The sequence below is a fragment of the Massilia oculi genome (assembly GCF_017582745.1).
GTDB classification, from domain to species: domain Bacteria; phylum Pseudomonadota; class Gammaproteobacteria; order Burkholderiales; family Burkholderiaceae_D; genus Telluria; species Telluria oculi_A.
Genome location: NZ_JAFVIM010000007.1, coordinates 71,740 through 97,738, shown reverse-complemented (window position 1 = coordinate 97,738; position 25,999 = coordinate 71,740). Strand labels below are relative to the sequence as shown.

22 protein-coding genes are annotated in these 25,999 nt (G+C 66.1%); 13 read left to right on the top strand and 9 right to left on the bottom strand.

The annotated features are described in order from the left end of the window. Positions 1 to 217 precede the first annotated feature (217 nt). The 5 genes from J3U95_RS10670 (at position 218) to J3U95_RS10650 (ending at position 8,320) form a co-directional block, all read left to right on the top strand. Positions 218 to 1,444: an efflux RND transporter periplasmic adaptor subunit gene (locus J3U95_RS10670; protein WP_208278588.1), complete on the top strand. Its 1,227-nt coding sequence runs from the start codon at positions 218 to 220 to the stop codon at positions 1,442 to 1,444. A gap of 6 nt (positions 1,445 to 1,450) precedes the next feature. Further along, positions 1,451 to 4,630, top strand: a complete 3,180-nt coding sequence (locus J3U95_RS10665; protein WP_208278587.1) for an efflux RND transporter permease subunit — start codon at positions 1,451 to 1,453, stop codon at positions 4,628 to 4,630. A 1-nt stretch (position 4,631) separates the two neighbouring features. Next, positions 4,632 to 6,131: an efflux transporter outer membrane subunit gene (locus tag J3U95_RS10660; RefSeq protein ID WP_208278586.1), complete on the top strand. Its 1,500-nt coding sequence runs from the start codon at positions 4,632 to 4,634 to the stop codon at positions 6,129 to 6,131. A 282-nt stretch (positions 6,132 to 6,413) separates the two neighbouring features. Beyond that, positions 6,414 to 7,685 carry an alpha-amylase C-terminal beta-sheet domain-containing protein gene (locus tag J3U95_RS10655; protein ID WP_208278585.1) on the top strand — a complete coding sequence of 424 codons (1,272 nt, stop codon included), beginning with the start codon at positions 6,414 to 6,416 and terminating at the stop codon, positions 7,683 to 7,685. Between the two features lie 125 nt (positions 7,686 to 7,810). Then, entirely contained in the window at positions 7,811 to 8,320 is a 510-nt protein-coding gene (locus J3U95_RS10650) for a DNA-deoxyinosine glycosylase (RefSeq protein ID WP_208278584.1), read from the top strand. Here J3U95_RS10650 and J3U95_RS10645 read toward each other — a convergent pair. Both J3U95_RS10645 and J3U95_RS10640 read right to left on the bottom strand, forming a co-directional pair. Then, entirely contained in the window at positions 8,317 to 9,492 is a 1,176-nt protein-coding gene (locus J3U95_RS10645) for a tetratricopeptide repeat protein (protein ID WP_208278583.1), read from the bottom strand. The two genes, J3U95_RS10650 and J3U95_RS10645, sit on opposite strands and share 4 nt — an antisense overlap. A 69-nt stretch (positions 9,493 to 9,561) precedes the next feature. Continuing rightward, positions 9,562 to 10,419 carry an HDOD domain-containing protein gene (locus J3U95_RS10640; protein ID WP_208278582.1) on the bottom strand — a complete coding sequence of 286 codons (858 nt, stop codon included), beginning with the start codon at positions 10,417 to 10,419 and terminating at the stop codon, positions 9,562 to 9,564. Positions 10,420 to 10,578: 159 nt separating this feature from the next. On the opposite strand from J3U95_RS10640, the gene J3U95_RS10635 reads away from it, so the two are divergent. Then, on the top strand, positions 10,579 to 11,148 hold the full coding sequence (locus J3U95_RS10635) for a DNA-3-methyladenine glycosylase (RefSeq protein WP_208278581.1): 570 nt from the start codon (positions 10,579 to 10,581) through the stop codon (positions 11,146 to 11,148). Positions 11,149 to 11,200: 52 nt separating this feature from the next. On the opposite strand, the gene J3U95_RS10630 is transcribed toward J3U95_RS10635, so the two are convergent. Next, positions 11,201 to 12,916: a methyl-accepting chemotaxis protein gene (locus J3U95_RS10630; protein ID WP_208278580.1), complete on the bottom strand. Its 1,716-nt coding sequence runs from the start codon at positions 12,914 to 12,916 to the stop codon at positions 11,201 to 11,203. Positions 12,917 to 13,031: 115 nt separating this feature from the next. After that, positions 13,032 to 13,487, bottom strand: coding sequence for a cache domain-containing protein (locus J3U95_RS10625; protein ID WP_208278579.1), 456 nt, complete (start codon positions 13,485 to 13,487; stop codon positions 13,032 to 13,034). A gap of 280 nt (positions 13,488 to 13,767) precedes the next feature. Between J3U95_RS10625 and J3U95_RS10620 the strand changes: the two genes are divergently transcribed. The 3 genes from J3U95_RS10620 to J3U95_RS10610 all read left to right on the top strand — a co-directional run bounded on the left by J3U95_RS10620 (position 13,768) and on the right by J3U95_RS10610 (position 17,817). Next, on the top strand, positions 13,768 to 15,162 hold the full coding sequence (locus tag J3U95_RS10620; RefSeq protein WP_208278578.1) for a KamA family radical SAM protein: 1,395 nt from the start codon (positions 13,768 to 13,770) through the stop codon (positions 15,160 to 15,162). Then, positions 15,162 to 16,439 carry an MFS transporter gene (locus J3U95_RS10615; RefSeq protein WP_208278577.1) on the top strand — a complete coding sequence of 426 codons (1,278 nt, stop codon included), beginning with the start codon at positions 15,162 to 15,164 and terminating at the stop codon, positions 16,437 to 16,439. Before J3U95_RS10620 ends, J3U95_RS10615 begins: the two co-directional genes overlap by 1 nt. 61 nt (positions 16,440 to 16,500) lie before the next feature. Then, a complete protein-coding gene (locus tag J3U95_RS10610; protein ID WP_208278576.1) occupies positions 16,501 to 17,817 on the top strand; it encodes a PQQ-dependent sugar dehydrogenase in 1,317 nt (438 codons plus the stop codon). Between the two features lie 7 nt (positions 17,818 to 17,824). Here the strand turns inward: J3U95_RS10610 and J3U95_RS10605 are convergent, their stop codons facing one another. The 4 genes from J3U95_RS10605 to J3U95_RS10590 are packed head-to-tail and all read right to left on the bottom strand — an operon-like array spanning position 17,825 to position 22,021. Next, positions 17,825 to 18,151, bottom strand: coding sequence for a hypothetical protein (locus tag J3U95_RS10605; RefSeq protein WP_208278575.1), 327 nt, complete (start codon positions 18,149 to 18,151; stop codon positions 17,825 to 17,827). A 2-nt stretch (positions 18,152 to 18,153) separates the two neighbouring features. Further along, the gene (ctaD, locus tag J3U95_RS10600; protein ID WP_208278574.1) at positions 18,154 to 20,673 is read right to left on the bottom strand and encodes a cytochrome c oxidase subunit I; all 2,520 of its coding nucleotides are present in this window, start codon (positions 20,671 to 20,673) and stop codon (positions 18,154 to 18,156) included. Continuing rightward, the gene (gene coxB, locus J3U95_RS10595; protein WP_208278573.1) at positions 20,670 to 21,632 is read right to left on the bottom strand and encodes a cytochrome c oxidase subunit II; all 963 of its coding nucleotides are present in this window, start codon (positions 21,630 to 21,632) and stop codon (positions 20,670 to 20,672) included. The genes ctaD and coxB overlap by 4 nt, the downstream gene beginning before the upstream one ends. Continuing rightward, a complete protein-coding gene (locus J3U95_RS10590) occupies positions 21,629 to 22,021 on the bottom strand; it encodes a c-type cytochrome (protein ID WP_208278572.1) in 393 nt (130 codons plus the stop codon). Before J3U95_RS10590 ends, coxB begins: the two co-directional genes overlap by 4 nt. Before the next feature lie 86 nt (positions 22,022 to 22,107). Here J3U95_RS10590 and J3U95_RS10585 point away from each other — a divergent pair, with 86 nt between their 5' ends. The 3 genes from J3U95_RS10585 to J3U95_RS10575 all read left to right on the top strand — a co-directional run bounded on the left by J3U95_RS10585 (position 22,108) and on the right by J3U95_RS10575 (position 23,958). After that, complete coding sequence (locus J3U95_RS10585; protein WP_208278571.1) at positions 22,108 to 22,677, top strand: c-type cytochrome; 570 nt, start codon at positions 22,108 to 22,110, stop codon at positions 22,675 to 22,677. After that, on the top strand, positions 22,674 to 23,036 hold the full coding sequence (locus J3U95_RS10580) for a c-type cytochrome (RefSeq protein WP_208278570.1): 363 nt from the start codon (positions 22,674 to 22,676) through the stop codon (positions 23,034 to 23,036). Before J3U95_RS10585 ends, J3U95_RS10580 begins: the two co-directional genes overlap by 4 nt. Positions 23,037 to 23,109: 73 nt before the next feature. Continuing rightward, positions 23,110 to 23,958: a fumarylacetoacetate hydrolase family protein gene (locus tag J3U95_RS10575; RefSeq protein WP_208278569.1), complete on the top strand. Its 849-nt coding sequence runs from the start codon at positions 23,110 to 23,112 to the stop codon at positions 23,956 to 23,958. Positions 23,959 to 23,961: 3 nt separating this feature from the next. On the opposite strand, the gene J3U95_RS10570 is transcribed toward J3U95_RS10575, so the two are convergent. Beyond that, entirely contained in the window at positions 23,962 to 24,516 is a 555-nt protein-coding gene (locus J3U95_RS10570) for a carboxymuconolactone decarboxylase family protein (RefSeq protein ID WP_208278568.1), read from the bottom strand. Between the two features lie 123 nt (positions 24,517 to 24,639). On the opposite strand from J3U95_RS10570, the gene J3U95_RS10565 reads away from it, so the two are divergent. Continuing rightward, entirely contained in the window at positions 24,640 to 25,971 is a 1,332-nt protein-coding gene (locus tag J3U95_RS10565; RefSeq protein WP_208278567.1) for an aspartate aminotransferase family protein, read from the top strand. Positions 25,972 to 25,999 lie beyond the last annotated feature (28 nt).

The window sequence follows — 25,999 nt, the reverse complement described above, 5'->3', positions numbered from 1 at the left end:
CCGGCGGTTGCAAGCAGCGCGCGACTGTCCACGGGCCTGAGCCCGGGCGCTGCCGGCATGAACTGACCGGCCGCGCTTCATCTATTTCCTGATTTTTTTCCGCGCTGCGGCGCGGAAGGGGAGTCTTTTCGCCAGCGTTTCGCTCGACTCGACAAGTCGACGACGCCGGACGGGGTTTTATTGTCTTTTCAATCGTCGTGAATAAGAAAGGTTAATCATGAATAACCAACTAGAACTGGGCAAAACAAAGGGTCTGTTGCAGGGCAACCTGCGCGTGATCGTCGCTGCGCTGGCGCTCGCCGGCGTGGTCGGCGCCGGCGTGACCGGCTGCGCCGACGCCAATAGCAACGATGCACCGGCAGCGCCCCCCGCGCCGCCGGTGTCCGCTGCCGTGGTCGTGCAAAAGCCCGTCCTCGAGACCCAGGAATTCTCGGGCCGCCTGGAAGCGATCGACGTGGTCGAGATCCGTTCGCGCGTCTCGGGCTATATCACCGCCGTCAATTTCAAGCCGGGCGCCGAAGTCAAGAAGGGCGACGTCCTGTTCGTGATCGACCCGCGTCCTTACCAGGCCGAGGCCGACCGCACCCAGGCCGCCGCCGCCGCCGCCCGCGCCCGCGCCGACCTGGCGCGCCTGGAACTGCAGCGCGCCGAGCGCCTGCTGGCCGATAAAGCCATCGCCCAGCGCGAGTTCGACGAACGCGACGCCGGCCAGAAGGAACTCGACGCCACCGCCCGCGCCGCCACCGCCGAACACGAGGCCGCGCGCCTGAACCTGGCCTACACCCGCGTCACCGCCCCGATCGACGGCCGCGTCTCGAAAGCCGAGATCACCCTCGGCAACCTGGTCGACGCCAGCGCCGTGCTGACTTCGGTGGTGTCGCTGGACCGCATCTACGCCAGCTTCGACGGCGACGAAAGCACCTATCTGCGCGTGAGCCGCCGCACCCACGCCGGCCAGCCGGTCGAGGTGAAGGTCGGCCTGGCCGGCGAAGAAGGCTTCCCCCACGCCGGCAAGCTCGAATTCGTCGACAACCAGCTCGACAGCCGCAGCGGCAGCGTGCGCATGCGCGCCACCCTGGCCAATGCCGACCGCCAGCTGGCCCCAGGCCTGTTCGCCCGCGTGCAGATCGCCGGCGGCGCCCCGACCCAGCAAATCCTGATCCAGGACCGCGCCATCAACACCGACCAGGACCGCAAATTCGTCTACGTGGTCGATAAAGAGGGCAAGGCCGAATACCGCGCCGTCAAGCTCGGACAGCTGGACAATGGCTTGCGCGTGGTGCGCGAGGGCCTGAAACCTGGCGAGAAGATCGTCGTCAACGGCCTGCAGCGCGTGCGTCCCGGCGCGCCGATCGCCGCCCAAACCGTGCCGATGGTGGCTCCTGCCGCCGCAGCCCCGGCGGCCAAGGACGCCAAAGTGGCGCTGGCCGACGTCAAGGAGTAATCGAACATGAACTTTTCCAGATTCTTTGTCGACAAGCCGATCTTCGCGGCGGTGCTGTCGGTGATCATCTTCGTCGGCGGCCTGATTTCGATCTTCCAGCTGCCGATCTCGGAGTACCCGGAAGTGGTGCCGCCTTCGGTGGTGGTGCGCGCCCAGTACCCGGGCGCGAATCCGAAGGTGATCGCCGAAACCGTGGCCACGCCGCTTGAGGAACAGATTAACGGCGTCGAGGACATGCTGTACATGTCCTCGCAGAACACCTCGGATGGCGCGCTGATGCTGACCGTCACCTTCAAGATCGGCACCAACGTCGAGCAGGCCGAAACCGCGGTGCAGAACCGGGTCCAGCGCGCCTTGCCGCGCTTGCCGGAAGAGGTGCGCCAGATCGGCGTGACCACGGTGAAATCGTCGCCCAACATCACGATGGTGGTGCACCTGAATTCGCCCAATGGCCAATACGATGACCTGTACCTGCGCAACTACGCGGTGCTGAACGTCAAGGACCAGCTGGCCCGTATCAATGGCATGGGCGAGGTGCAACTGTTCGGTTCCGGCGAATACGCGATGCGGGTCTGGCTCGATCCGCAGAAGGTGGCAGCGCGCAACCTGACCGCGGGCGACGTGGTCGAGGCGATCCGCGAACAGAACGTGCAGGTCGCGGCCGGCGTGATCGGCCAGGGTCCGGCCAAGGACGCCGATTTCCAGCTGACCGTTAACACGGTGGGCCGCCTGCAGAGCGTTGAGGAATTCGGCGACATCGTCCTCAAGACCAATGCCGACGGCGGCACCACGCTGCTCAAGGACGTGGCGCGCCTGGAACTCGGTTCCAGCTCGTATGCACTGCGCTCGCTGCTGAACAACAAGTCGGCGGTGGCGATCCCGATCTTCGCCGCCCCTGGCGCCAACGACCTGCAGTTGTCGGCCGACGTGCGCGCCACGATGGATGAGCTGGCGAAGGACTTCCCGCAGGGCGTCGAGTATTCGATCGTGTATGACCCGACCCAGTTCGTGCGCGAGTCGATCGACTCGGTGATCAAGACCCTGCTCGAAGCCGTGGTGCTGGTGGCGCTGGTCGTCATCATCTTCCTGCAGACCTGGCGCGCCTCGATCATCCCGCTGCTGGCGGTGCCGGTCTCGGTGGTCGGTACCTTCGCCGTGATGCTGGCCTTCGGTTTCTCGATCAACACCCTGTCGCTGTTCGGCCTGGTGCTGGCGATCGGCATCGTGGTCGACGACGCGATCGTGGTGGTGGAAAACGTCGAGCGCAATATCGCGAATGGTCTTACGCCGCATGACGCGACCATCCAGGCGATGAAGGAAGTCTCCGGTCCGATCATCGCCATCGCACTGGTGCTGTGCGCCGTGTTCGTGCCGATCGCCTTCGTGGCGGGCCTGACCGGCCAGTTCTACCGCCAGTTCGCCCTGACCATCGCGATTTCGACCGTGATCTCGGCCTTCGTGTCGCTGACCCTGGCCCCGGCCCTGTCGGCCTCGATCCTGCAGCCGCATCATGCGCCGAAGGACCGGTTGACGCGCATGATCGACGCAGTTTTGGGGCGCTTCTTTGCCGTGTTCAACCGCTTCTTCGCCCGTTCGTCCGAAAAGTACGAAGGCGGCGTGAAGGGCGTCCTGCGCCGCAAGACCGCCGCCATCGGCGTCTACCTGGCGCTGGCCGTGGCCGCCGTGTTCATGTTCAAGGCGGTGCCGCCGGGCTTCGTGCCGCAGCAGGATAAAGCCTACCTGATCGGCTTCGCCCAGCTGCCGGACGCCGCTTCGCTCGACCGCACCGAAGCCGTGATCCGCCAGATGTCGTCCATCGCCAAGGAAATCCCGGGCGTGGAATCGTCGATCGCCTTCCCGGGCCTGTCGATCAACGGCTTCACCAATGCGCCGAACGCGGGCATCGTGTTCGTCGGCCTGAAACCCTTCAAGGAACGCACTACGAAGGAAACCAGCGCCGAAGGCATCGCGGCCGAGATCAACAAGCGCATGGGCGCCATCGAAGACGCCTTCGTGCTGGTGCTGTCGCCACCGCCGGTGAACGGCCTGGGCACCACCGGCGGCTTCAAGATGATGATCGAAGACCGCGGCAACGTCGGCTACGACGAGTTGAACAAAGCAGTGCAGGCACTGCAGGGACGCGCCTGGCAGACCCCGGAGCTGGCCGGCGTGTTCTCGGGCTTCCAGATCAACGTGCCGCAGCTGTTCGCCGACATCGACCGCGTGAAAGCCAAGCAGTTGGGCGTGCCGCTGTCTGCGATCAACCAGACCCTGCAGGTGAACCTGGGTTCGGTGTACGTGAACGACTTCAACCAGTTCGGCCGTACCTATCAGGTGCGTGTGCAGGCCGACGCCGAGTTCCGCTCGCACCGCGAGCAGATCGACCAGCTGAAGGTGCGCAGCAACAGCGGCGAGATGATTCCGCTGTCGTCGGTGATGCGCGTGAAGGACACCTATGGTCCGGACCGCGTGACGCGCTACAACGGCTATGTCGCGGCCGAGATGAATGGCGGCGCCGCCCCGGGCGTGTCGTCTGGCCAGGCGCAAGCCATCATGGAACAGCTCGCGAAAGAGACGCTGCCGAAGGGCGTGTCGTACGAGTGGACCGAGCTGACCTACCAGGACATCCTGTCGGGTAACACCATGATCTATGTGTTCCCGCTGTGCGTGCTGCTGGTGTTCCTGGTGCTGGCGGCCCAGTACGAGAGCTGGACCCTGCCGCTGTCGGTGATCCTGATCGTGCCGATGTCGATCCTGTGCGCGCTGGCCGGCGTCAAGCTGTCGGGTGGCGACAACAATGTGTTCACCCAGATCGCCCTGTTCGTGCTGGTGGGCCTGGCCTCGAAGAACGCGATCCTGATCGTGGAATTCGCCCGCGAACTCGAAGACCACGGCCGCAGCGTGATCGACGCCGCGCTGGAAGCTTCCCGTCTGCGTCTGCGTCCGATCCTGATGACGTCGATCGCCTTCATCGCCGGCGTGGTCCCGCTGGTGTTCTCGAGCGGCGCCGGCGCCGAGATGCGCCACGCGATCGGCATCGCCGTGTTCTGGGGCATGCTGGGCGTGACCTTCTTCGGCCTGTTCCTGACGCCGCTGTTCTACGTGCTGCTGCGCATGCTGGCCAAGCGCTTTGAAAAACCTGCGAAGGCGCCCGCCGTGGCGCACAACGCGGAAGGAGTACATTGAGATGAATAATCCATTCATTCGACGCGGCGTCGCGCCGCTGCTGGCGGCCTTGCTGCTGACCGCCTGCGCCACGCCGGACTTCGTGCAGCCGCACGTGGCCACCCCGACCGCCTTCCGCGAGTCGCAGGCCCCCAAGTCGGCCGACGTGGAAGTGGCGGGCATCGACGGCGCGCGCTGGAAGCCGGCGCAGCCGGCCGAAGCCCAGCCGCGCGGCCAGTGGTGGCTGGCCTTCAACGACCCGGCGCTCACCGCGCTGATCGAGGAAGCCGCCGCCAACAACGCCAACCTGTCGGTCGCGGCCAGCCGCGTCAAGCAGGCGCGGGCCATCGCCGGCATCGCCGAAGCTGATCGCATCCCGCAAGTGGGCGTCGGCATCGGCGCCCAGCGCGCACGCCTGTCGCCGCTGGAATCGAATCTGCCGCAGGGCACCGACACCGAAGCGCGCACCAGCTATACCGCGCGCCTCTCGGCCAGCTACGAGGTCGACCTGTTCGGCCGCGTGGCGGCCGGTGTCTCCGCAGCACGCGGCGACGCGGCGACGTCCGAGGCGAACTTCCGTTCGGTGCTGCTGTCGCTGCAAGCCGACGTGGCGCAGACCTATTTCAGGCTGCGCGCGCTGGATGCCGAACTCGTGACGGTGGACCAGACGGTGCGCCTGCGTGAAGAGAGTGTGGGCGTGACCCAGCGCCGCTTCGACCTGGGCGACATCGGCGAATTCGACCTGTCGCGTGCCCGCACCGAGCTGGCGACGGCGCGCGCCGAAGCGATCGGCGTGCAGCGCCAGCGCGCCACCACCGAGCATGCGCTTGCCGTCTTGCTGGGTAAACCTGCGGCCGACTACGTGGCCGGACCTAGCCCGCTGCTCGACGCGAACCTGATGCCGGCGATTCCCGCCGGCCTGCCATCGTCGCTGCTGGAGCGCCGTCCCGACATCGTCGCCGCCCAGCGTGCGATGGAAGCGTCCAACGCCCGCATCGGCGTGGCGCGCGGCGCCATGTTCCCGGCGCTGACCATCAGCGCCGACGGCGGCGGCGTGGGCGGCGTGTTTTCGGAAGTGTTCAAGTGGAGCAGCCGCTCGTGGGTGGTGGGGGCGCTGGCCTCGATGCCGCTGATCGATGGTGGCCGCAACCGCAACAACGTGCTGCGCAGCGAAGCGGCGCTCGAGGAATCGGTGGGCACCTACCGCCAGAGTGTGCTGGTGGCGTTCGCCGAAGTCGAGGACAACCTGGCCGGCCTGCGCATCCTGGCCGGCCAGTCGGCCCAGATCGACGCCGCCGTGGTCTCGGCGCGTCGCTCGGCCGATCTCGCGCAGAAGCTGTATGACGCGGGCCGTTCCAGCTACCTGGAACTGCTCGACGCGCAGCGCAACCTGGCGACGGTGGAACGCACCGCGGTGCAGCTGCGCGGCGACCGCGCGCTGACGACCGTGGCGCTGATCCGGTCGCTGGGTGGCGGCTGGGATGTCCCTCAAGCCGTGAGCGAGACGGTGGCGCAGCGTTGATCTGACTACCCCCTGGCAAAGTTGTTTGCCCTTTGCGGCGGTGCGTGAAAGCGTACCGCCGCTTTTTTTTGCGTGAGGTAGCAAAACTACATATTTCACCCGGATTCAATTGACACATTGATGGCGCGGGCAGAGACTCATTCTGTCGAACTCATCGGTGGTGGAGATTCTTGGAGGAAAAAGGTAGTTTTTCTACCTGGCCTGTCGCAGTCGGTGAGCGTGACAAGACGCTGATTTTTGAAGAAACCAATCAAACCGCAAAAAATCGGAGGAGACATAAAAATGAAGAAGAGCATCATCGTCATGCTGGCGGCGAGCGCCCTGGCTGTTTGCGCCGGCGCCAGCGCCGCCACTCCGCCGGCCCAGTCCGGCAACAGCCAGGCCGTCCTGCTGCAGGGCTTCCATTGGAATTCGTCGGGCTATCGCAGCCCGAACTGGTACAACACCTTGCTCGGCAATGTGGGCGACCTGAAAGGGATGGGATTCACCCACGTCTGGTTCCCGCCGCCATCGGATTCCGCCGCTTCGCAGGGCTATCTGCCGCGCCAGCTCAACGTACTGAGTTCCAGCTATGGCAGCTCGGCCGAGCTGACCAACGTCGTGCGCGCCTTCACCAACAACGGCATCAAGGCGGTGGCCGACATCGTGGTCAACCACCGCGTCGGCACCACCAACTGGTCGGACTTCACCAATCCCAACTGGACCCTGCACACGATCGTCAACAACGACGAATGCAATTGCGGCTTGGGCAATCCCGACACCGCCCTGGGCTTCGACGGCGGCCGCGACCTGGATCACCGCAACGTGGGCGAAGTCCAGAACGGCATTGTCACCTGGCTGAACCACACCTTGAAACCGGTGGGCTTCAGCGGCATGCGGATCGACTATGTGCGCGGCTTCAGCCCGAGCTATGCCGGCCAGTACGCCAACGCCTTCGGCGCCGAATTCTGCGTCGGCGAGCTGTGGAACGATATGAACCTGAACAATATCGACGCCCACCGCCAGGAAATCATGAACTGGATTAACGGCACGGGCGACAGCTGCGGCGCCTTCGATTTCACCACCAAGGGCTTGCTCAATGATGCGCTCGCGAACGGCAATTACTGGCGCTTGCGTGACTCATCCGGCAAACCGCAAGGGGCGCTGGGCTGGTGGCCGGCAATGTCGGTGACCTTCGTCGATAACCACGATACCGGTCCGTCCGAAAGCTGCGGCAATGGCCAGAACTACTGGTCGGTGCCGTGCGGCTCGGTGATGGAAGGGTATGCCTATGTGCTGAGCCATCCGGGCATTCCGACCGTGTACTACCCGCACATCTATAACTGGAACCTCAAGACGCCGATTTCGGCGCTGATGGCGGCGCGGCGTACGGCGGGCGTGCATTCGACGTCGCCGGTGGCGATCCAGCAGGCGACCCAGGGGCTGTATGCGGCGATCATCAACGGCAATACGCGCCAGCTGGCGATGAAGATCGGGCCGAATAGCTGGAGTCCGGCGGGCAGCGGGTGGGTGCTGCAGACGTCGGGGAATAATTACGCGGTCTGGATCAAGTAAGGTCCGTCTCTGAACCGGCTGCCACGCGGCGGCCGGCTTCCTTTCTAAGCAAGAAATCAGTGATACGTGCAAACCCGGCGGCCGGGTTTCAAGCTGTCAGGTCTGCCTATCGCTACAATGCCTCCATGCAGAACGCAACCGTCCCCACTCTCACCGGCCTGGCGCCGATTCTTGATGCCGGCGTGCGCATCCTTGTTTTGGGAAGCTTCCCTGGCGCCGCTTCACTGGCCGCCGGCCAGTATTACGCTCATCCGCGCAACCAGTTCTGGCGTCTGATTTCCAGCATTGTGGGCGAGGATCTGGCGGCGCTGCCTTACTCCGAACGCTTGCCGCGCCTGCTGGCGCATGGCATCGGCCTGTGGGATGTGCTGGGCGAGTGTGAGCGGGTCGGTAGCCTCGATTCGGCGATCCGCAAGCCGGCTGCCAATGACTTCGACCGACTGCGCGAGCTGTGCCCCTTGCTCGAGACGGTCGGCTTTAACGGCCAGGCCTCGGGCAAGTTCGCGCCGCAATTCGCCGCCGCCGCTTATCGTACCGTCGTGTTGCCATCGAGTTCGCCGGCGCATATGTCGATGTCGTTCGAACAGAAGCTGGCTGTGTGGTCGCGACTCCGTGGCGACGAGCAGCGCGGCTAGCGAAGACGAGTCCCCGTCGTCGCCACCTTGCGCAAATGCGCCAGCTTGGCCGAATACACCTCGCGCATATCCCCGCGCGTGCTGTGATCGACCGCCAGCGCGATATGCTCGCGCGCGTCGCCCAGATGCCCGAGCTTGAGGTGCGCGATCCCCAGCCAGAACCTGAACTCATCGTTGTACGGCGCCCGCTTCACCTCGCGTGCGAAATGCGCCACGGCCCCATCGAAGTCGCCCGCCTTGAGCGCCACCATGCCCTGGTCGAAATAGTGGTACGGCGGCGTCGGCTCGATCGAGGCGATCCGTTTGGCCAGCGCCTGCGCTTCCAGCGGCCGGCCCAGCGTCAGCAGCAGTGGCTCCAGGTTGCGCAGTACCGACAGGTTCTCGGGCTCGCGCGCCAGCGCGGCCTGGAAGGTGCGCTCGGCCAGCGCCAGCTCGCCGTGGCGGTGGTAGATCACGGCCAGCGTATTGAGCGTGGTTGCCGTTCCGGGACGCGCCGCCACCGCCGCGCGCGCCCACCAGTAGGCATCGTCGATGCGGCCCTGTATCAGCGCTTCGGCGGCGCGGTTGTTCAGGTAGAGGGCGACGACGTCTTCTTCTTCGAGTTCGCGGGTGCGCAGGCTGGCGGCTTCGTCGCGCGGGATGAAGTCGACCACCAGCACCCGCTCGGGGTCGTAGCCGCGCAGGACGTCGGACGCATGCTGCCCCAGGCTGATGTTGATGTGGGCGCTCGACAGGTAGATGCCGTCGGTGCGGCTCCAGCTGTCCGCCACCTCCACGCTCCGGAAGCGCACCGGCATCCCGAGTTCCTTCGCGAAGGCGGCCGTCATGACGACCAGCGACAGGCAGTTGCCCATGCGCGCCTCATACGTTTCGCTGGCGGTGCGCGTGATGCGCGACTCGTATTCCAGTTTCAGGTCGGTCTTGCTGTACAGCGCATCCACCAGCCCATGACGCATGCCCTTGGCGCGCAGGCGCTGGGTGAAGGTGGCGCTGTGCAGGTAGTCGCGCATCGCGGGGCTCAGCGTGAACAGCTCCTGCGCGCCGACAGGTTCGGACGGCGGCGCGAAGCGCTCGTCGGCGAACAGCGCGGGTGGGGGAGAGGAGGGGACGGTGCTGGCGCAGCCGCCCAGCAGCAAGGACAGCGACAGCAGTCCGGTCACGAGGCGCTTCATGTCTCCTCCCTGTACGTGCGGGTATTTACATGCCAGTATCCGCTCGCCTCAGGCAGAAGTCAAAGAGGTTCAATCCTCGTGGAAGGCTTCCAGCAATTCGTCCAGGATCTCGGCGGTTTCCTCGCTTGATAAACCGAGATAGGCGCACGCCGCGGCGCCGCCCTTGTTCCACTCGTTCGACTCGGCGTGGCCCTGGTAGCGGCAGATCGCACTCTCGGCCAGCAGCGACAGCGCGACCAGCGAGCGTACCGGCGAGGCCGTCGACGCGTCTTCGATCACCGCGTAGTCGTGGTGGTGCAGGATGGCCCACGACACGTGGTCCGACAGGCCCCAGTTACGCGCCAGCAGGCAGCCGACGGCGGCGTGGCTGGTGTCGTGGCGTTCGACTTCGAGCGCGGTGAAGGGGCGGACCGCTTCGAGCGAGGCCGCGCCATAGGTGACGTTGTAATCCTTGAAACGCTCCATCAGCAGCGGCACGCCGGTATCGCAGAACAGGCCGAAGGTGTGGGCCACGTCCGCTTCGCCCATGCGCAGGCGGCGCGACAGGAACACCATCGCCTGCGCGCGGCGGGTGGAGATATCCCAGAAGCTGGCAAGGGCCGCGCTGTTGGCGGGAATCGCCTGGCGCGCCAGCAGACCGGTCATCATCGCAGCCACCTGGTTAATGCCGAGGAACAGGATGGCCTGCTCGATCGACTTGGCCTTGCGCCGGCCGCCATAGATGGCCGAATTGGCAAGTTTCAGAAGGGCGCCGGACATGCCGACGTCGCTCGCCACGATCTTGCCGATAGCGTCCAGCGACGGATCTTCCGCTGCCAGTTCGCGCTGCAGGTCGGCGAGCAGGCTGGGCCGAGGCGGGATGCGGATCGATTTGATCAGGGCATCGACCTGGTCGATCTGCGGAATGGGCTCGACGACGGTGTTCATGGAGGTGGAGGCGCGAATGGGCTTCGCGGAAATGCGGAGGACCCTGCCACTATACCCGAGTCATTTCTTTATTGCAGCAAGGCAATGCCATTATCACTCTGTTCTTGTATCAATTTCACCAAAACGGCGGGTCACGCTGTCCCACGCTAGAATCGTCGCATGGCTATTTCTACAATTGCAGGGATCGATTTTTCGGCGCCGGCAGATGTCGTGGCGCAGCAGTTGATCGGCGTCACGGTGCTAGTCGATGGCGTCGGCGGCCGCATCGTCGAGACCGAAGCCTATGACCATGAAGACCCGGCCTCGCATGCCTATTCCGGGCCGACCGAGCGCAATGCCTCGATGTTCGGGCCGCCCGCGCATGCTTATGTCTACAGGTCGTACGGCATCCACTGGTGCCTGAATTTCGTGTGCCAGGAGGCCGGTCACGGCGCCGGTGTCCTGATCCGGGCGCTGGAGCCCGTGGCGGGACTGGATGTCATGCGCGCGCGGCGGGATGCACTGGATGAGCGCCTGCTGTGTTCCGGGCCGGGCAAGCTGTGCCAGGCACTGGGCGTGACCCGTGCGCACAATGGCATGGCGTTGTCGGAACGACCATTCGAACTGCTGCCGGCCGAGCCGGGATTGACGCTCGTGGCCGGGCCGCGTATCGGGATTTCGAAGGCGGTTGATGTGCCCTGGCGGTTTGGGTTGGCGGGGTCGAAGTTCGTTAGTCGGCCATTCAGGTAGTACTTGGGCACCCGCCTTCGCGGGTGCGACGTGTTCATGTAGCGATATGCGCTCAGGCGCGCCGCCGCGCTGGCGCCGCGGGCAGGGCCCGCACCGGGCCGCCCCGCATCGCGCTGCCCGATGCGCGCCGTTCGCCCACGCCCTGGAAGCCGGTTTCCGGCGCTTCTTCCGCGACCGTTTCCTGTTGCGTTTCGACGCCCGCGACATCGGCGTCCAGGCCCGGTGCGATGCGGAAGATCGCCACCGCCTTCGCCAGGTTCACGGTCTGCTCGTGCAGGCTTTCGGCCGCCGCCGCGGCTTGCTCGACCAGGGCCGCGTTCTGCTGGGTCATGCCGTCCATCTGTCCAACCGCGCGATTGACCTCGGCGATGCCGTCGGCCTGCTCGGTGCTGGCGATGCTGATGCGGCCGATGATGTCGTTCACCTGGCGCACCGAGGACACGATGTCGCCCATGCTGGCGCCGGCTTCGCTGACCGAGGCGTTGCCGCGCTCGATGATGTTCACCGAATCGGCGATCAGGCTCTTGATCTCCTTGGCCGCCGCCGCCGAGCGCTGGGCCAGGGTGCGCACCTCGGAGGCCACCACGGCGAAGCCGCGTCCCTGCTCGCCGGCGCGCGCCGCTTCCACCGCCGCGTTCAGGGCCAGGATATTGGTCTGGAACGAGATGCCGTCGATGACGCCGATGATCTCGACGATCTTGCGCGAGCTGGCCTGGATCGACTCCATCGTCGTCACCGCCTGATGCACCGCCTGGCCGCCGCGCGATGCCAGTTGCGACGCTTGCGCCGCCAGTTCCGAGGCCTGGCGCGCATTGCTGGCATTGTCCTTGACCGCCGTGGTCAGGGTCTCCATGGTGCTGGCGGTCTGCTCGAGCGAGCCGGCCTGCATCTCGGTGCGGGTCGACAGGTCGAGGTTGCCGCTGGCGATTTCCTGCGACGCCGTGTCGATCGAGCGCACCGCATTCATCACGCTGTGCAGGGCGGCGTTGAGGCGCGCGATGGTGTGGTCAAGCGCGCGCGCGGTGTCGTCGATCTCGTCGCGGCCTTTCGCCTGCAAGGGCGGCGCGTCGAGCCGGCCCTCGGCCAGTTCGCCGACCGTGTGCGCGATCGAGTTGATCCCGGCCAGCATCGAGCGCCGCACCAGCATCGTCACCGCCAGCGACAGCCCGATCGACAGCAGCACCAGGCCGGCCATGCTCAGGCCCAGGCTGCGGAACTCGGCCTTGGCGGCGGCATGGGCATCCTCGCTCATCTTCTTTTCCAACTGGGCCAGGCGCGTCAGTTCGGCGTCGAGGGCGACGAACTGCTGCTCGGCCTTCTGCATCGAGTTGGTGGCGATCGACTGGTCGATCGAGGCCATCTCGATGGTCTCGCCGACCGCCTTGCGGTAGCTCGTCAGCGCCGCCTGCGAGGCCTCGATCGGCGCGCGCTCGTCCGCTTCGGCGCTTTGCGCGAACTTGCCCAGCTTGTCGCCGATGGCGGCGTGCCGGCGCCCGATGTCGGCCGTCAGGGCCGTCAGGCGGTTCTGGGCGAAGCTGCCGTTGACCCAGGCAAGCAGCTGGTAAGCGTTGGCATGCGCGAAGCGCGCCTCGCCGGCGACGTCGGCCACTGCCTGCAGGCGCGCGGCGCGCACCTGCACCATGTGTTCGAGCGAGGCGTTCTGGCGCACCATGCCGTAGTAGGCGGCCGCCGAAAGCAGGGTCAGCAGGACCAGCACGAGTCCCGGGGCCAGCAGCAGTTTCTGGCCGATCCGCAGTTTGTTCAGCATGGGTTTACTCCGTGAGAGGTGGCTGCTTCCACCATGCTGTCGCATTCAGAGCAGCCGTCGTCCCCGCGAATGCGGGGACCCAGGTTTCCATGCGCCGACGCGATGTCGGCAGCATTCACTTCTTGTAGATGCCGGCCTCCAGCACCACGTCGTCGACCAGCAGGATGTAAGTGGTCTTCGGCTCGATCTTGCCGGTGGTCGGATTCTTGTACTGGTAATCGACCCAGCCCTTGCCCTTGGCCGCAGCCAGCTCGATGATCTCGCGCCGGTATTTCTTGCCGTTCGCATCGGGCACGTCGGTCAGGTCCTTGCCGACGATCGACGGGTTGTAGGGATGGGCCAGCACGATGCCGGTCTTGACGTCGCGCAGGTCGACATATAGCGAGCCCTGGACGAAGTTCGGATCCTTGGCGTTAATGAGCTTCATCATCTCGGCCTTGCCCTTGGCCTTGATCACGGCGGCGCCGCGCTCGGCCATCGCGATGGCGTCCTTCTCGGTCGGTTCGTTGGCCAGTGCGTTCGTGGCGGCCAGCCCCAGGCAGAGGGCGGCGGCGGTGACGATCATCTTCATGGGGCGTTCCTTTCAGGTGAATGCTTATAAGATATTTCTCAAGTGCACGGACTAATGTACCGAGCTCCGACGGGGTGGGATTGCGTTCGCACAACGGCAGAGGCTGCCAGCCGGTCGCGTTGTGTCCTTGCCTCATTTCGCCACGCCATGCCGCAGGTTTGTCCAAACACCGGTGCCAGAAACAGTGTGGTTGATTGAATGCAATTCCTGTTGCATACAGGCTCCCTAAGATGAGTGCTTCCCGGCAACTTGCCGCCTGTCATCTCACTGGAGAATTCTCGTGACCACGACTGCATCGACGCCCTCCAAGTTCAAGCCGTATACGCGCCAGTCCATCGTTACTGCGCGCCAATGGGAATGGCTCACGCCCGAGCTGCAGGAAGCCGTACAAGTGGTGTCCCACGTGCTGCCGTTTCGCACCAACGCCTATGTGATGGATGAGCTGATCGACTGGAAGCGCGTGCCGGACGATCCGATCTATCGCCTGACCTTCCCGCACCGCGACATGCTGCCGGCCCAGGAATACGAGCAGCTGCGCGAGCTGGTGCTGTACAAGAAGGACGATGCCGCGATCGCGCGCCTGGTGCACGACATCCGCATGCGCATGAACCCGCATCCGGCCGGCCAGATGACGCACAACGTCCCGCGCGTGAACGACGCGCCGCTCAAGGGCCTGCAGCACAAGTACAAGGAAACCGTGCTGTTCTTCCCCAGCGCCGGCCAGACCTGCCACGCCTACTGCACCTTCTGCTTCCGCTGGCCGCAGTTCGTCGGCATGGAAGAGATGAAGTTCGATGCGCGCGAATGCGGCGAACTGGTGGCCTACCTCAAGATGCACCAGGACGTGACCGACGTCCTGATCACCGGCGGCGACCCGATGATCATGAATACGCGCTCGCTGGCCGAATTCCTCGAGCCCCTGCTGGCGCCCGAGCTGGCCCACATCCAGAACATCCGCATCGGCACCAAGTCGGTCGCCTATTGGCCGCAGCGCTTCGTGTCGGACAAGGACAGCGACGACCTGCTGCGCCTGTTCGAGAAGGTGGTGGCGAGCGGGAAGAACCTGGCCATCATGGGCCACTACAACCACGCGGTCGAACTGCGGGCGCCGATCGCCCAGCAGGCGGTCAAGCGCATCGTCGGCACCGGCGCCACCCTGCGCATGCAAGGGCCGCTGATCCGCCATATCAACGAAGACCCGAAGAGCTGGGCCGAACTGTGGACCACCGGCGTGCGCCTGGGCGCCATCCCCTATTACATGTTCGTCGAGCGCGACACCGGGCCGCGCGACTACTTCGCGCTGCCGCTGGCGCGCGCCCACGAGATCTTCCAGGAAGCCTATTCGATGGTCTCGGGCCTGTCGCGCACCGTGCGCGGGCCGTCGATGAGCGCCTTCCCGGGCAAGGTCGTGATCGATGGCGTGGTGACCATCGACGGCGAAAAGCTGTTCGCGCTGCAGTTCCTGCAGGCGCGCAATCCGGAATGGGTGCGCCGCCCGTTCTTCGCCAAGTTCGACCCGAATGCAACCTGGCTCGATCACTTGACCCCCGCGTTCGGGCGCGACCGCTTCTTCTTCGAGGTGGAAAGCGGCGGTCCGCTGCGCGGCCCGGGCGGACGGGTGATCCCGCTGGTCCCGGCCGGCCAGCGCGGCGAAGCCCAGCCCGACGCGGCCTGATGCCAGTTCCCGGTCCGATGATGCCAGCCAGCCTGGCTTCCCCGGCACCCCTGCGCCTGTCCGGCGTGGGGGTGTTCTTCTACGTGTTCCTGCCGTTCGCGCTGGGGCACTTCCTGTCTTCGCTGCTGCGCAACGTGAACGCGGTGCTGGCTTCGCACCTGGTGGACGCGCTGGCGCTCACCCCTAGCAAGCTCGGACTGTTGACCAGTGCGTTCTTCTTCGCCTTCGCCCTGGTCCAGCTGCCGGTGGGGATGGCGCTGGATCGCTACGGGCCGCGCCGGGTGCAGGTGGCGATGCTGCTGTTCGCCTCGGGCGGCGCGCTGCTGTTCGCGAACTGCAGCGGCTTTTATGGCCTGCTGGCGGCGCGCGCCGTCATGGGCTGCGGCCTGGGCGGCTGCTTCATGGCGGCGGTCAAGGCGATCTCCACCTGGATCGCGCCGAACCGGCTGCCGTCGGTGCACGGTTACCTGATCGCGGTGGGCGGCATGGGCGCCGCCAGCGCCACCATGCCGGTGCGCGCGGTGCTGGAATACACCGACTGGCGCGGCCTGTTCTTCCTGCTGGCGGCGCTGGTGGCCTGCACCGGTCTGTTGATCGCGCTGCTGTACCCCAAGGCCGATGGCCCCGCTGCGCAGCGCGGTCCGCTGCTGCCGGCCCTGCGCGAAGTCTGGCGTGCGCCGAGCTTTCGCGCGGTTGCCTCGCTTGTCCTGATCCCGCACGCGGTGTTCTTCGGGGTGCAGGGCTTGTGGATCGGGCGCTGGCTGTCCGACGTCGGCCGCTATCCCGAGCCGGCGGTCGCCTATCTGCTTTACCTGGGCATGGCGGCGGTGGTGTTCGGCGCGATCGCGGTCGGCATGATCACCGAATGGGCCGGGCGGCGCGGCATGCCGCCGCTCGACGTGGCGGCCGCCGGCATCACCTTTTTCGTGCTGGTGCAGGCGGCCTTCGTGGTCGGTTACCGGCCCAGTTTTGCGATGCTGTCGGTGATGTTCACGCTGGTGGGCACGATCACCGGCATCGAGTACGCCATCGTGGCGCAGTCGATGCCGCGCGAGCTGACGGGCCGCGCCGCGACCTTTTTGAACCTCCTGATCTTCATCGGCGCCTTCCTGGTGCAGGCCGGTTTCGGGCTGGTGATCGGCCTGTGGCAGTCCGACCTGCTCGGCCGCGCGCCGCCGGAAGCCTACCGCGCCGCCTTCGCTCTGCTGGTGGCGATCCAGCTGCCCGGCCTGTGGCGTTTCGCGCGCCGGCGCACGGCTGAGCTTTCTCAGCCGTAACGTGTGGTGCGATATTGTTTGTCAGATACACTTCCCCCATTCCGACTCCTTGGGGAAAGTCATGGGCAAACCACTTCCGTTCATGTGCGCAGGCGCCGCCGTGCTGCTGCTGGCCGCCTGCGGCGACAGATCGACCTTGCCGGCTGGCGCCGACATGGGTTCGCAGCCGACCCTGAAGGAGCCGAACAAGACCCTGATCCCGACCGTCCACATCGCCCCGGCCAAGGGCTGGCCGGCGAACATGACGCCGACCCCGGCGCCCGGCCTGGCCGTCAATGCGTTCGGCACCGCGCTCGACCATCCGCGCTGGATCTACGTGCTGCCGAACGGCGACGTGCTGGTGGCCGAGACCAATGCCCCGCAGCGTCCCGCGAAAAAGGGCATCGGCGACTGGGTGACAAGCAAGGTCATGGCGCGCGCCGGCGCCGGCGTGCCGAGCGCGAACCGTATCAGCCTGCTGCGCGACGCCGATGGCGACGGCGTGGCGGAGCTGAAAAGCGTGTTCCTGAAAGACCTGAACTCGCCGTTCGGCATGGCGCTGGTGGGCGACACGCTGTATGTGGCCAATACCGACGCGGTGGTGCGCTTCCCGTACAAGGAAGGCGCGACCGAGATCCTGGACAAGCCGCAGCAGGTGGCGCCGCTGCCGGGCGGGCCGCTGAACCACCACTGGACCAAGAACATCATCGCCAGCAACGACGGCCGCAAGCTGTACGCGACCACGGGCTCGAACAGCAACGTCGCCGAGAACGGTATCGAGAATGAAAAGGACCGCGCCGCGATCCTGGAGATCGACATCGCCAGCGGCAAGACGCGTGTCTTCGCATCGGGCCTGCGCAATCCGAACGGCATGGCCTGGCATCCCGAGACCGGTGTGTTGTGGACCGTGGTGAACGAGCGCGACCTGATCGGCAGCGACCTGGTGCCGGACTACCTGACCTCGGTGAAGGATGGCGGCTTCTATGGCTGGCCGTACAGCTACTTCGGCAAGAACGTCGACACGCGCGTCGAGCCGCCGCGTCCCGACCTGGTGGAAAAGGCGATCGTGCCGGATTACGCGCTGGGCGCCCACGTGGCCGCGCTGGGCCTGGCCTTCTACGAGGGCTCGCTGCTGCCGGCGCAGTACCGGAACGGCGCCATCATCGGCAACCACGGCTCCTGGAACCGCAAGCCGCGCTCGGGCTACAACGTGGTGTTCGTGCCGTTCAAGGATGGCCGGCCGAACGGGAAACCGGTCGACATGCTGACCGGCTTCGTCAACAAGGATGGCGAGGCCCATGGCAGGCCGGTGGGCGTCGCGGTCGACCACAAGGGCGCGGTGCTGGTGGCCGACGACGTCGGCAACGTGATCTGGCGCGTGGTGCCTGACGCGGGTTGATGCGCCGTCAGGCGCATCCAGTGACCAGCAACACCGGAATCCCGGTCCACGCGATCGCCACGAACGCCAGCACCGCGCTGGCCGCGGCCACGTAATCCACGAACTCGGTCGACCCCTGCCGCAGGCGCTTGCCGGCGGCGGCGCCGCTCCATACGCAAACGGCCAACGCCAGCAGCGTGACGCCGCCCAGCAGCCAGGGATTCGGTCCTTCGGGCCGCCAGGCGCCCGGCGTGCACTGGGCCGCGGCCACGATATAGCTGAAGCCGAAATGCGCGGCCCAGACCAGGAAAGGAAGCGAGGCGCGCGTGGCGCGCCGGAAGAATCGGTCGTCCATATTCAATCCATCACCAGCAGCAGGCCGCGGATCACCACCATGGCGGTCAGGCCCTGCAGCGTCACGTAGTGCCAGATCAGCGCGATATTGTCGCGCGTGGCGCGGTTCTCCGGCCGGATGAAGCCGCGCCACACCCGCACGCACAGGTAGGGCGCGGCGAGCAGCAGCACGAACAGCATCACGCCCTGGAAGCCGAGCATGATCGAGATCGAGGCATTCCACGCATCCTTGGTGCCGTCCAGGTGCACCAGGCGCCAGCTGTGCACGTCGAGCAGGAAGGCCGTCGTGGTGCAGGCCAGCGCCGGAAGTAGAGTCCAGGCCATGCCGTGGCCCTTCAGGCGGCCGCTGAACCAGACCAGCGCAGAACCCGCCAGCAGCAGCAGCGCCGCGGCGATGGTGTACATCCCGTCGGGCAGCGAGGCGCCCGGCGGCGGACAGATCTCGAGCCGCATCGAGGTGTGGATATAGGTGTAGGCGAAGGACCAGAAGATCCCGTAGATGACGATCAGCATGATGAAGGTGCCCCACCACGAATGCGAGGCCACGCCGCGCGCGCCCACGGGCAGCTCGATGCCGCCGCCGACCGGCGCGCGCGTCATGTTCACGCCGCGGTCCGATTCCCACAGCCAGCCGATGATGCAGGCGATCGCGATGAAGCCGCAGATGAAGGCCGGCACCATCGCCTTCACGGTCAGCAGCAGGAAGAAGCCGGCCGTGCCGGCGGCGCCGATCACGGTCAGCCAGCTGTCGCCCGGCAGGATCATCAGGTAATTGGGTGTCGCGCTCACCGGACTGGTGGCGATCGTCTCGCGGCGGCCGGTGACGGTGCCGGGAAGGTAGTGGCGGCCTTCTTCCACTTCTTTCGACAGAGTCGGCTGGTCCCACAGCGGATCATCGGAGGTGATGATCGGGATGCTGCGGTTGCCGTAGTCTTCGTTGGGAAGCCATTCGAGCGTGGCCGCATTCCATGGATTGCCCGTCTTTTTCGCCGGACGGCGCAGGGTGCGGGTAGCGTCGATGATCATGCCCAGGATGCCGAGGGCAAACATGAAGGCGCCGATGGTCGACAGCATATTGAGCCAGTCCCAGCCCATCTCGTGCGAATAGGTATAGACCCGGCGCGGCATGCCGTACAGGCCCGTGAAGTGCATCGGGAAGAAGGTGATGTTGAAGCCGCCGAACAGCAGCCAGAAGATCGGTTTGGCCCAGCGCTCCGACATCTGGTTGCCGTTCACCAGAGGCATCCAGTAATAAATGGCGGCGAACACCGGGAACACCATCCCGCCGATCAGCACATAGTGCAGGTGGGCCACGATGAAATAGGTGTCGTGCACCTGCCAGTCGAACGGGATCACGGCCACCATCACGCCGGTCAGCCCGCCGAGCACGAAGATGAACATGAAGCCGAGCATGAAAAGAGTAGGAGCATTCAGCTTGATGCGGCCACTCCACAAGGTGGCGATCCAGCCGAACACCTGGATCCCGGTGGGGATCGCGACCGCCATGCTGGCCGCCGAGATCAGGCTCATCTCGAGCACGCCCAGGCCGGCGGTGAACATGTGGTGGGCCCACAGGCCGAAGCTGAAGATGCCGACGCCGACCAGCGCCACCACGATCACGCGCCGTCCCACCAGGCGGTTCTGGGCGATGGTCGGGATCATGGTCGAGATCATGCCGGCCGCGGGCAGGAAGATGATGTAGACCTCGGGATGGCCGAAGAACCAGAACAGGTGCTGCCAGATCAGCGGGTCGCCGCCGCGCTCCGGATCGAAGATCGGCATATTGAAGGCGCGCTCGAGTTCGAGCAATGCCGTGCCGGCGATCACGGCCGGGAAGGCGATGATGATCATCACGCCCACCACCAGCATCGCCCAGGCGTACACCGGCATGCGGCGCAGGGTCATGCCCGGCGCGCGGGTGAACAGGATGCCGACGATCAGCTCGATCGCGCCGGCGATCGCCGAGATCTCGATGAAGCCGATCCCCAGCAGCCAGAAGTCGGCGTTCAGGCCGGGCGAATACTTCATGCCGGTCAGCGGCGGATACATGAACCAGCCGCCGTCCGGCGCCAGGCCCCAGAACAGGGTGCAGAAGAAGGCCAGGCCGCCGAAGGCATAGGCCCAGAAGGCGTAGGCGGACAGGCGCGGGAAAGGCAGATCGCGCGCGCCCAGCATGTTCGGCAGCAGGTAGACCGCGATCGCCTCGACGATCGGGATCGCGAACAGGAACATCATCACTGTGCCGTGCATCGTGAAGATCTGGTTGTAGGTGCTTGCCGCCACCAGGTCGTTGTCCGGCACCGCCAGCTGCACCCGCATGATCAGGGCCAGGATGCCGGCCAGGATGAAGAACAGGATCGCCGTCCCGATGTACATCAGGCCGATATTGGTGTTGTTGACCGACTTGAAGAAGCGCCAGCCGCTGGGTGTTTCCCAGATCTCTTCGAGACGGGTCAGCTCCAGCGGTGGGCGGGGCAGGGAGTTGGGCAACTCATTGGGTAAGGTCGCGTCGCGCGTCGTCATTTCAGGTGCTCGAGGTAGGTGGCCAGCGCGCGCAGGGTTTCGCCGTCCAGGTCTTGTGAAGGCGGCATGAACACGCCCGGCTTGATGGCTTGCGGGTCGGCGATCCAGCCGGCCAGCGTGCCGCGGTGGTTGCGCAAGGTGCCGGCCGCGATCTCGCGGCGGCTGCCGACGTGGGTCAGGTCGGGCCCCAGGCGCGAGGTGTCGGCAATGCGCGCCTGCTCCGAGAACGGCGGCACGTCGGTGACGCCGCGGATCGTGTGGCAGGCCTGGCATTGCTGCGTCAGGAAGGCCTCGCGGCCGCGCTGCAGTACCGTGGTGTCGGCCGGCAGGCTTGGAGACGCCTGGCGCGCCAGCCAGGCGTCGAATTCGGCGCGCGGCAGGGCGATCACGTGGAAGGCCATGCGCGCATGCTGCTCGCCGCAGTATTCGGCGCACTGGCCGCGGTAGACGCCCGGCTTGTCGGCGCGCAGGGTCAGGCCGGTGACGCGGCCCGGAATCATGTCGCGCTTGCCGGCCAGCGCCGGTACCCAAAAACTGTGGATGACGTCGGATGCCGTCATGCCCAGGTAGATCGATTCGCCGACCGGGATGTGGATTTCGTTGGCGGTGATGATCTCGCGGTTGGTCGCCGGGTCGCGGTAGCGCACTTCCCACCACCACATCTTGCCGGTGACCGCGATCGTCATCGCGTTGTGCGAGGTCTGCGGCGCCAGCTGCGCGCTGCGCCAGGTGCTCCAGGCGAGGAGGGCGGTGAGCACCACGACCGGAAAGGCGATGCCGGCGCCGAAGATCCAGATGGCGGGCCGGATCGGGCGCGCCTGGCGCCGCATGGCCAGGGTCAGCAAGGCCATCACGAAGACGAAGATCAGCGTGCCGCCGACAAACAGCACCCAGGTGAACTGGTGAATGATGGCGGCGTCGGCGCCGGCCGGGTGGAGGACGGATTGCAGGTCGTTCATCGCAGGGTGTACATGAAAGCGGCCATATGACGTGCCTCTTCTTCGGAAATGCCGAGCGCCGGCATCAGCGTGCCGGGCTTGACCGCAGGCGGATTGCGCAGGAAGCGGATCATGTTCTCGGGCTGGTTCGGGATGCTGCCCGCGATATAGCTCAGGCGGCCCATGTATTGCAGCGACGGACCGGCGTCGCCGTTCGTGCCCTGCACCTCGGGAATGAAATGGCAGGCGGCGCACTGGTATTGCTGGGTCAGCAGGCGGCCGCGCTCCGGATCGCCGCCTTCGACACGGCTGGCCTTGTCCTGGCTGCCGCAGCCGCTGGCCAGCACCGCGCACAACAGCATGGCGCCGGCGCGCGACATCCAGGGCGGATCGTATTGACAGATATTCATGCGCACGGTTGATTTTTCGTAGAAAAGCTGTGGCTTTTATAATACAAGAAATTAGATGTCATTTTTTTAACGGAACGCCCTAGGTTATGCTATCCAATCGTGCACGACTTATCGTCAAGACCATCGCGCTGACCCTGTCGGGCCTGGGCGTGGCCGGCGCCATCGGCGGCCTGGTCGTCCTGCGCGGCGGCTTCTACGACATCAGCGCCACCGAGCAGCACTATCCATTCATCTATACCGTGCTGGCCCAGGGCATGCAGGCATCGGTCGCGCACCATGCGCGCGATATCGCCGTGCCCGCCGACCTGGATGCGCCGGCGCGGCTGCCGCGCGGCGGCGCCCTTTACCGGGCCAACTGCGTGCAGTGCCATGGCGGCCCGGGCGTGGCGCCATCGCGGCATGGATTGAGCATGCAGCCGGCCCCGGGACCGCTGGTCGATGCCGACACCAACTGGAAGACCCGGGAGCTGTACTGGATCACCCGTCACGGCGTCAAGATGAGCGGCATGCCGGCCTGGGAATACCATCTGGACGAGGACGAGTTATGGGATGTCGTGGCCTTCGTGAGCGCCATGCCGGGCATGACGCAGGACGATTTCAGGCGCCTGACCGAGCGACAAGCCGCGCAAGCGGCGAGCGCGGGAGAGGAATCATGAGCGGCGCCCGCATCGCGATGGTGGCGCTCCTTGGCGCGGCGCTGGCCGGTTGCGGCCCGACGCGGCCGGCGCCGGGCATCCAGGGCGACCCGGAACGCGGCAAGGTCGCGCTGACCCAGTACGCCTGCCACTCCTGCCACATCGTTCCCAGCATCCCCGGCTCGAAGGTCTACGTCGGCCGGCCGCTGGACGACATGGCCGAGCGCCGCTACATCGCCGGCAAGCTGCCCAATAACCAGGCCAACATGGTGCGCTGGCTCATGGACCCGCAGGCCATCGATCCGGGCAATGCGATGCCGAACCTGGGCGTGAGCGAGCGCGATGCAACCGACATCAGCGCTTATCTACTGAGCCAGTAGCCGATCCTTGGTATCATCGCCGGTTTGATGCGGGCCGCCCACGGCCCGCGCGTTCACGACGAGGAAGACCACAATGAGATTGGTGCGCTATGGCCGCCCGGGCAAAGAGAAGCCGGGCCTGTTCGACGAAGAGGGCCGCCTGCGCGACCTGTCCGGCATCATCGACGACATCGATGCGACAGTATTGGGCGACAAGGCGCTGCGCAAGCTGGCGAAGATCGACCACAAGACCCTGCCGCTGGTGCGCGGCAATCCGCGCCTGGGCGTGCCGGTCAAGGGCGTCGGCAAGTTCATCGGCATCGGCATGAACTACGCCGACCACGTCGCCGAGACCAAATCCACCACCCCAAGCGAGCCGGTGTTCTTCACCAAGGCGATCAGCTCCCTGAACGGCCCGGACGATGCGATCCAGCTGCCGAAAGGCTCGAAGAAGACCGACTGGGAAGTCGAGCTGGGCGTGATCATCGGCACCCGCGCGCAGTACGTGAGCGAAGAAGACGCGCTGAAGCACGTGGCCGGCTACTGCGTGGTCAACGACGTCTCGGAGCGCGCCTTCCAGTTCGAGATGGGCTCGCAGTGGGACAAAGGAAAAGGCTGCGATACCTTCGGTCCGGTCGGCCCCTTCCTGGTCACGCGCGACGAGATCTACGACGTGCAGGACCTCGACCTCTACCTGGAGCTGAACGGCAAGCGCATGCAGACCGGGAACACGGGCAGCATGATCTTCAGCGTGGCGCAGATCGTCAGCTATGTGTCGCGCTTCATGACCCTGGAGCCGGGCGACATCATCACCACCGGCACCCCGCCGGGCGTGGGCATGGGCCGCTCGCCGCAGCGCTTCCTCAAGAAGGGCGACCAGCTGCGCCTGGGGATCGCGGGCCTGGGCGAGCAGCAGGCCGAAGTCGTCGCCTTCCCAAAATAAGCTTCAATCCAGCATGCGCCACGCGCCCTCCTCGGGCACGCTGGTGCGCGCCGTGTTCATCACCATGGCGAGCAGCGTGTAGTAGCCGTTGATCCCGATCAGGTCGACCACGCCCTGCTCGCCGAACAGCGCGAGCGCGTCGGCATACACCCGGTCCGACACCGCCTTGTGCTCGTGCAGCTCGACGCAGAAGTCGTGCACCACCGCCTCGTCCACCAGCATGTCGCCCGGCCGCTCGCGCGCCGCGATGGCGGTGATCACTGACGGCGGAATTCCCACCTGGGCCGCGATCGGCGCATGGATCGCCCACTCCACCTGCTGGTCCCACTGGCGCGCCGTGACCAGGATCGCCAGTTCCGACAGGCGCACCCCGATCGCGCTGCGGTAGCGCAGGTACTCGCCCATGCGCTGCGCATGGCTCATGAGCTCGGGGCTGCGCAGCAGCGGAACGAAGGGGCCGTAGACGGCGCCGCGCGGGCCGGCGGCGATCTCCCGCGCGGCGGCGCGCTGGGCGTCGTTCAGTTCGTGGTCGGGAATGGGGCCCAGGCGCTCGCTCATGTGTTGTTCCATTAGTGATCCCAAGAAAATATTCGCACGCCCTGCGCTAAAAATCAAAAGAAGCCGGCTCTCCCGCGCTTATCGTCAAGTGTCGTCCTTATCGGAGATCGGAGGTAAGCTTTCATGAGCCACATCATCCACCGCAGCCTGCGCCAGGTGCCGCCGCTCGCGGCCGGCGGCGAGGGCATCGTGCTTCGCGACGCCAACGGCAAGACCTATATCGACGCCAGCAGCGGCGCCGCCGTCTCGTCGCTGGGCCACGGCCACCCCGACGTGATCGCCGCCATGCACCGCCAGATCGACCGCTGCGCCTACGCCCACACCGCCTTCTTCACCACCGACGTGGCCGAGCAGCTGGCCGCGCGCCTGGTCGAGGGCGGGCCGGACGGCATGGGGGGCGTCTACTTCGTCTCCGGCGGCTCGGAGGCGATGGAGACCGCGCTCAAGCTGGCGCGCCAGTACTGGGTCGAGATGGGCGAGCCGCAGCGCACCCGCTTCCTGGCGCGGCGCCAGAGCTACCACGGCAATACGCTGGGCGTCCTGGGCGTGGGCGGCAACGAGTGGAGAAAGCGCGCCTTCGCCCCGCTATTGAAGGACGCGCTGCGGGTCTCGGCCTGCTACGAGTACCGCGGCCGCGCCGACGGCGTCAGCGTCGACGACTACACCGCCGGCCTGCTCGATGAACTGGAGACGACCATCCTGCGCGCCGGGCCCGAGAACATCATCGCCTTCGTGGCCGAGCCGGTGGTGGGGGCGACCGGCGGCGCGATCCCGCCCACGCCGGGCTACTTCCAGGGCGTGCGCGCCATTTGCGACCGCCATCGCATCCTGTTCATCGCCGACGAAGTCATGTGCGGCATGGGCCGCACCGGCACCATGTATGCGATCGAGCAGGACGGCGTGGCGCCCGACATCGTGGCCGTGGCCAAGGGCCTGGGCGCCGGCTACCAGCCGATCGGCGCGGTGCTGGCGCACTGGCGAATCGTCGAATGCCTGCGCAGCCGCAGCGGCATGTTCCAGCACGGGCACACCTATATCGGCCATCCGGTGGCGGCCGCCGCGGCGCTGGCGGTGCAGCAGGTGATCGAGCGCGACGACCTGCTGGCGCGGGTGCGCAGCCGCGGCGCGGTGCTGCGCCGCATGCTGGGCGACGTGTTCGGAATGCACGAGCATGTCGGCGACATCCGCGGACGCGGGCTGCTGCTGGCGCTGGAGTTCGTCAAGGACAGGGAAACCAAGGAACCGTTCGCGCCCGAGCGCAAGCTGCATGCGGCGATCAAGGCCGAGGCGATGGCGCGCGGCTTGCTGGTCTATCCGATGGGGGGAACGATCGATGGGCAGCACGGCGACCATGTGCTGCTGGCGCCGCCGTTCATTGCGACGCCGGCGGATTTGTCGGAGATCGTGTCGCGGTTGGCGGAAGCCGTGGATGCAGCGGTAGGGTTGGCGGCATAGCGCGGGGCCGCCGAGGCCAACCCTACGA

Excerpts from the sequence above, each read along its gene's own strand:
- J3U95_RS10645 (WP_208278583.1), bottom strand. The coding sequence starts at position 9,492 with ATGAAGCGCCTCGTGACCGGACTGCTGTCGCTGTCCTTGCTGCTGGGC.
- J3U95_RS10585 (WP_208278571.1), top strand. The coding sequence starts at position 22,108 with ATGCTATCCAATCGTGCACGACTTATCGTCAAGACCATCGCGCTGACC.
- J3U95_RS10610 (WP_208278576.1), top strand. The coding sequence starts at position 16,501 with ATGGGCAAACCACTTCCGTTCATGTGCGCAGGCGCCGCCGTGCTGCTG.
- J3U95_RS10590 (WP_208278572.1), bottom strand. The coding sequence starts at position 22,021 with ATGAATATCTGTCAATACGATCCGCCCTGGATGTCGCGCGCCGGCGCC.
- J3U95_RS10605 (WP_208278575.1), bottom strand. The coding sequence starts at position 18,151 with ATGGACGACCGATTCTTCCGGCGCGCCACGCGCGCCTCGCTTCCTTTC.
- J3U95_RS10570 (WP_208278568.1), bottom strand. The coding sequence starts at position 24,516 with ATGAGCGAGCGCCTGGGCCCCATTCCCGACCACGAACTGAACGACGCC.
- J3U95_RS10625 (WP_208278579.1), bottom strand. The coding sequence starts at position 13,487 with ATGAAGATGATCGTCACCGCCGCCGCCCTCTGCCTGGGGCTGGCCGCC.
- J3U95_RS10630 (WP_208278580.1), bottom strand. The coding sequence starts at position 12,916 with ATGCTGAACAAACTGCGGATCGGCCAGAAACTGCTGCTGGCCCCGGGA.
- J3U95_RS10670 (WP_208278588.1), top strand. The coding sequence starts at position 218 with ATGAATAACCAACTAGAACTGGGCAAAACAAAGGGTCTGTTGCAGGGC.
- J3U95_RS10565 (WP_208278567.1), top strand. The coding sequence starts at position 24,640 with ATGAGCCACATCATCCACCGCAGCCTGCGCCAGGTGCCGCCGCTCGCG.
- J3U95_RS10635 (WP_208278581.1), top strand. The coding sequence starts at position 10,579 with ATGGCTATTTCTACAATTGCAGGGATCGATTTTTCGGCGCCGGCAGAT.
- J3U95_RS10650 (WP_208278584.1), top strand. The coding sequence starts at position 7,811 with ATGCAGAACGCAACCGTCCCCACTCTCACCGGCCTGGCGCCGATTCTT.
- J3U95_RS10575 (WP_208278569.1), top strand. The coding sequence starts at position 23,110 with ATGAGATTGGTGCGCTATGGCCGCCCGGGCAAAGAGAAGCCGGGCCTG.
- J3U95_RS10665 (WP_208278587.1), top strand. The coding sequence starts at position 1,451 with ATGAACTTTTCCAGATTCTTTGTCGACAAGCCGATCTTCGCGGCGGTG.
- J3U95_RS10660 (WP_208278586.1), top strand. The coding sequence starts at position 4,632 with ATGAATAATCCATTCATTCGACGCGGCGTCGCGCCGCTGCTGGCGGCC.
- ctaD (WP_208278574.1), bottom strand. The coding sequence starts at position 20,673 with ATGACGACGCGCGACGCGACCTTACCCAATGAGTTGCCCAACTCCCTG.
- J3U95_RS10655 (WP_208278585.1), top strand. The coding sequence starts at position 6,414 with ATGAAGAAGAGCATCATCGTCATGCTGGCGGCGAGCGCCCTGGCTGTT.
- J3U95_RS10580 (WP_208278570.1), top strand. The coding sequence starts at position 22,674 with ATGAGCGGCGCCCGCATCGCGATGGTGGCGCTCCTTGGCGCGGCGCTG.
- coxB (WP_208278573.1), bottom strand. The coding sequence starts at position 21,632 with ATGAACGACCTGCAATCCGTCCTCCACCCGGCCGGCGCCGACGCCGCC.
- J3U95_RS10615 (WP_208278577.1), top strand. The coding sequence starts at position 15,162 with ATGCCAGTTCCCGGTCCGATGATGCCAGCCAGCCTGGCTTCCCCGGCA.
- J3U95_RS10640 (WP_208278582.1), bottom strand. The coding sequence starts at position 10,419 with ATGAACACCGTCGTCGAGCCCATTCCGCAGATCGACCAGGTCGATGCC.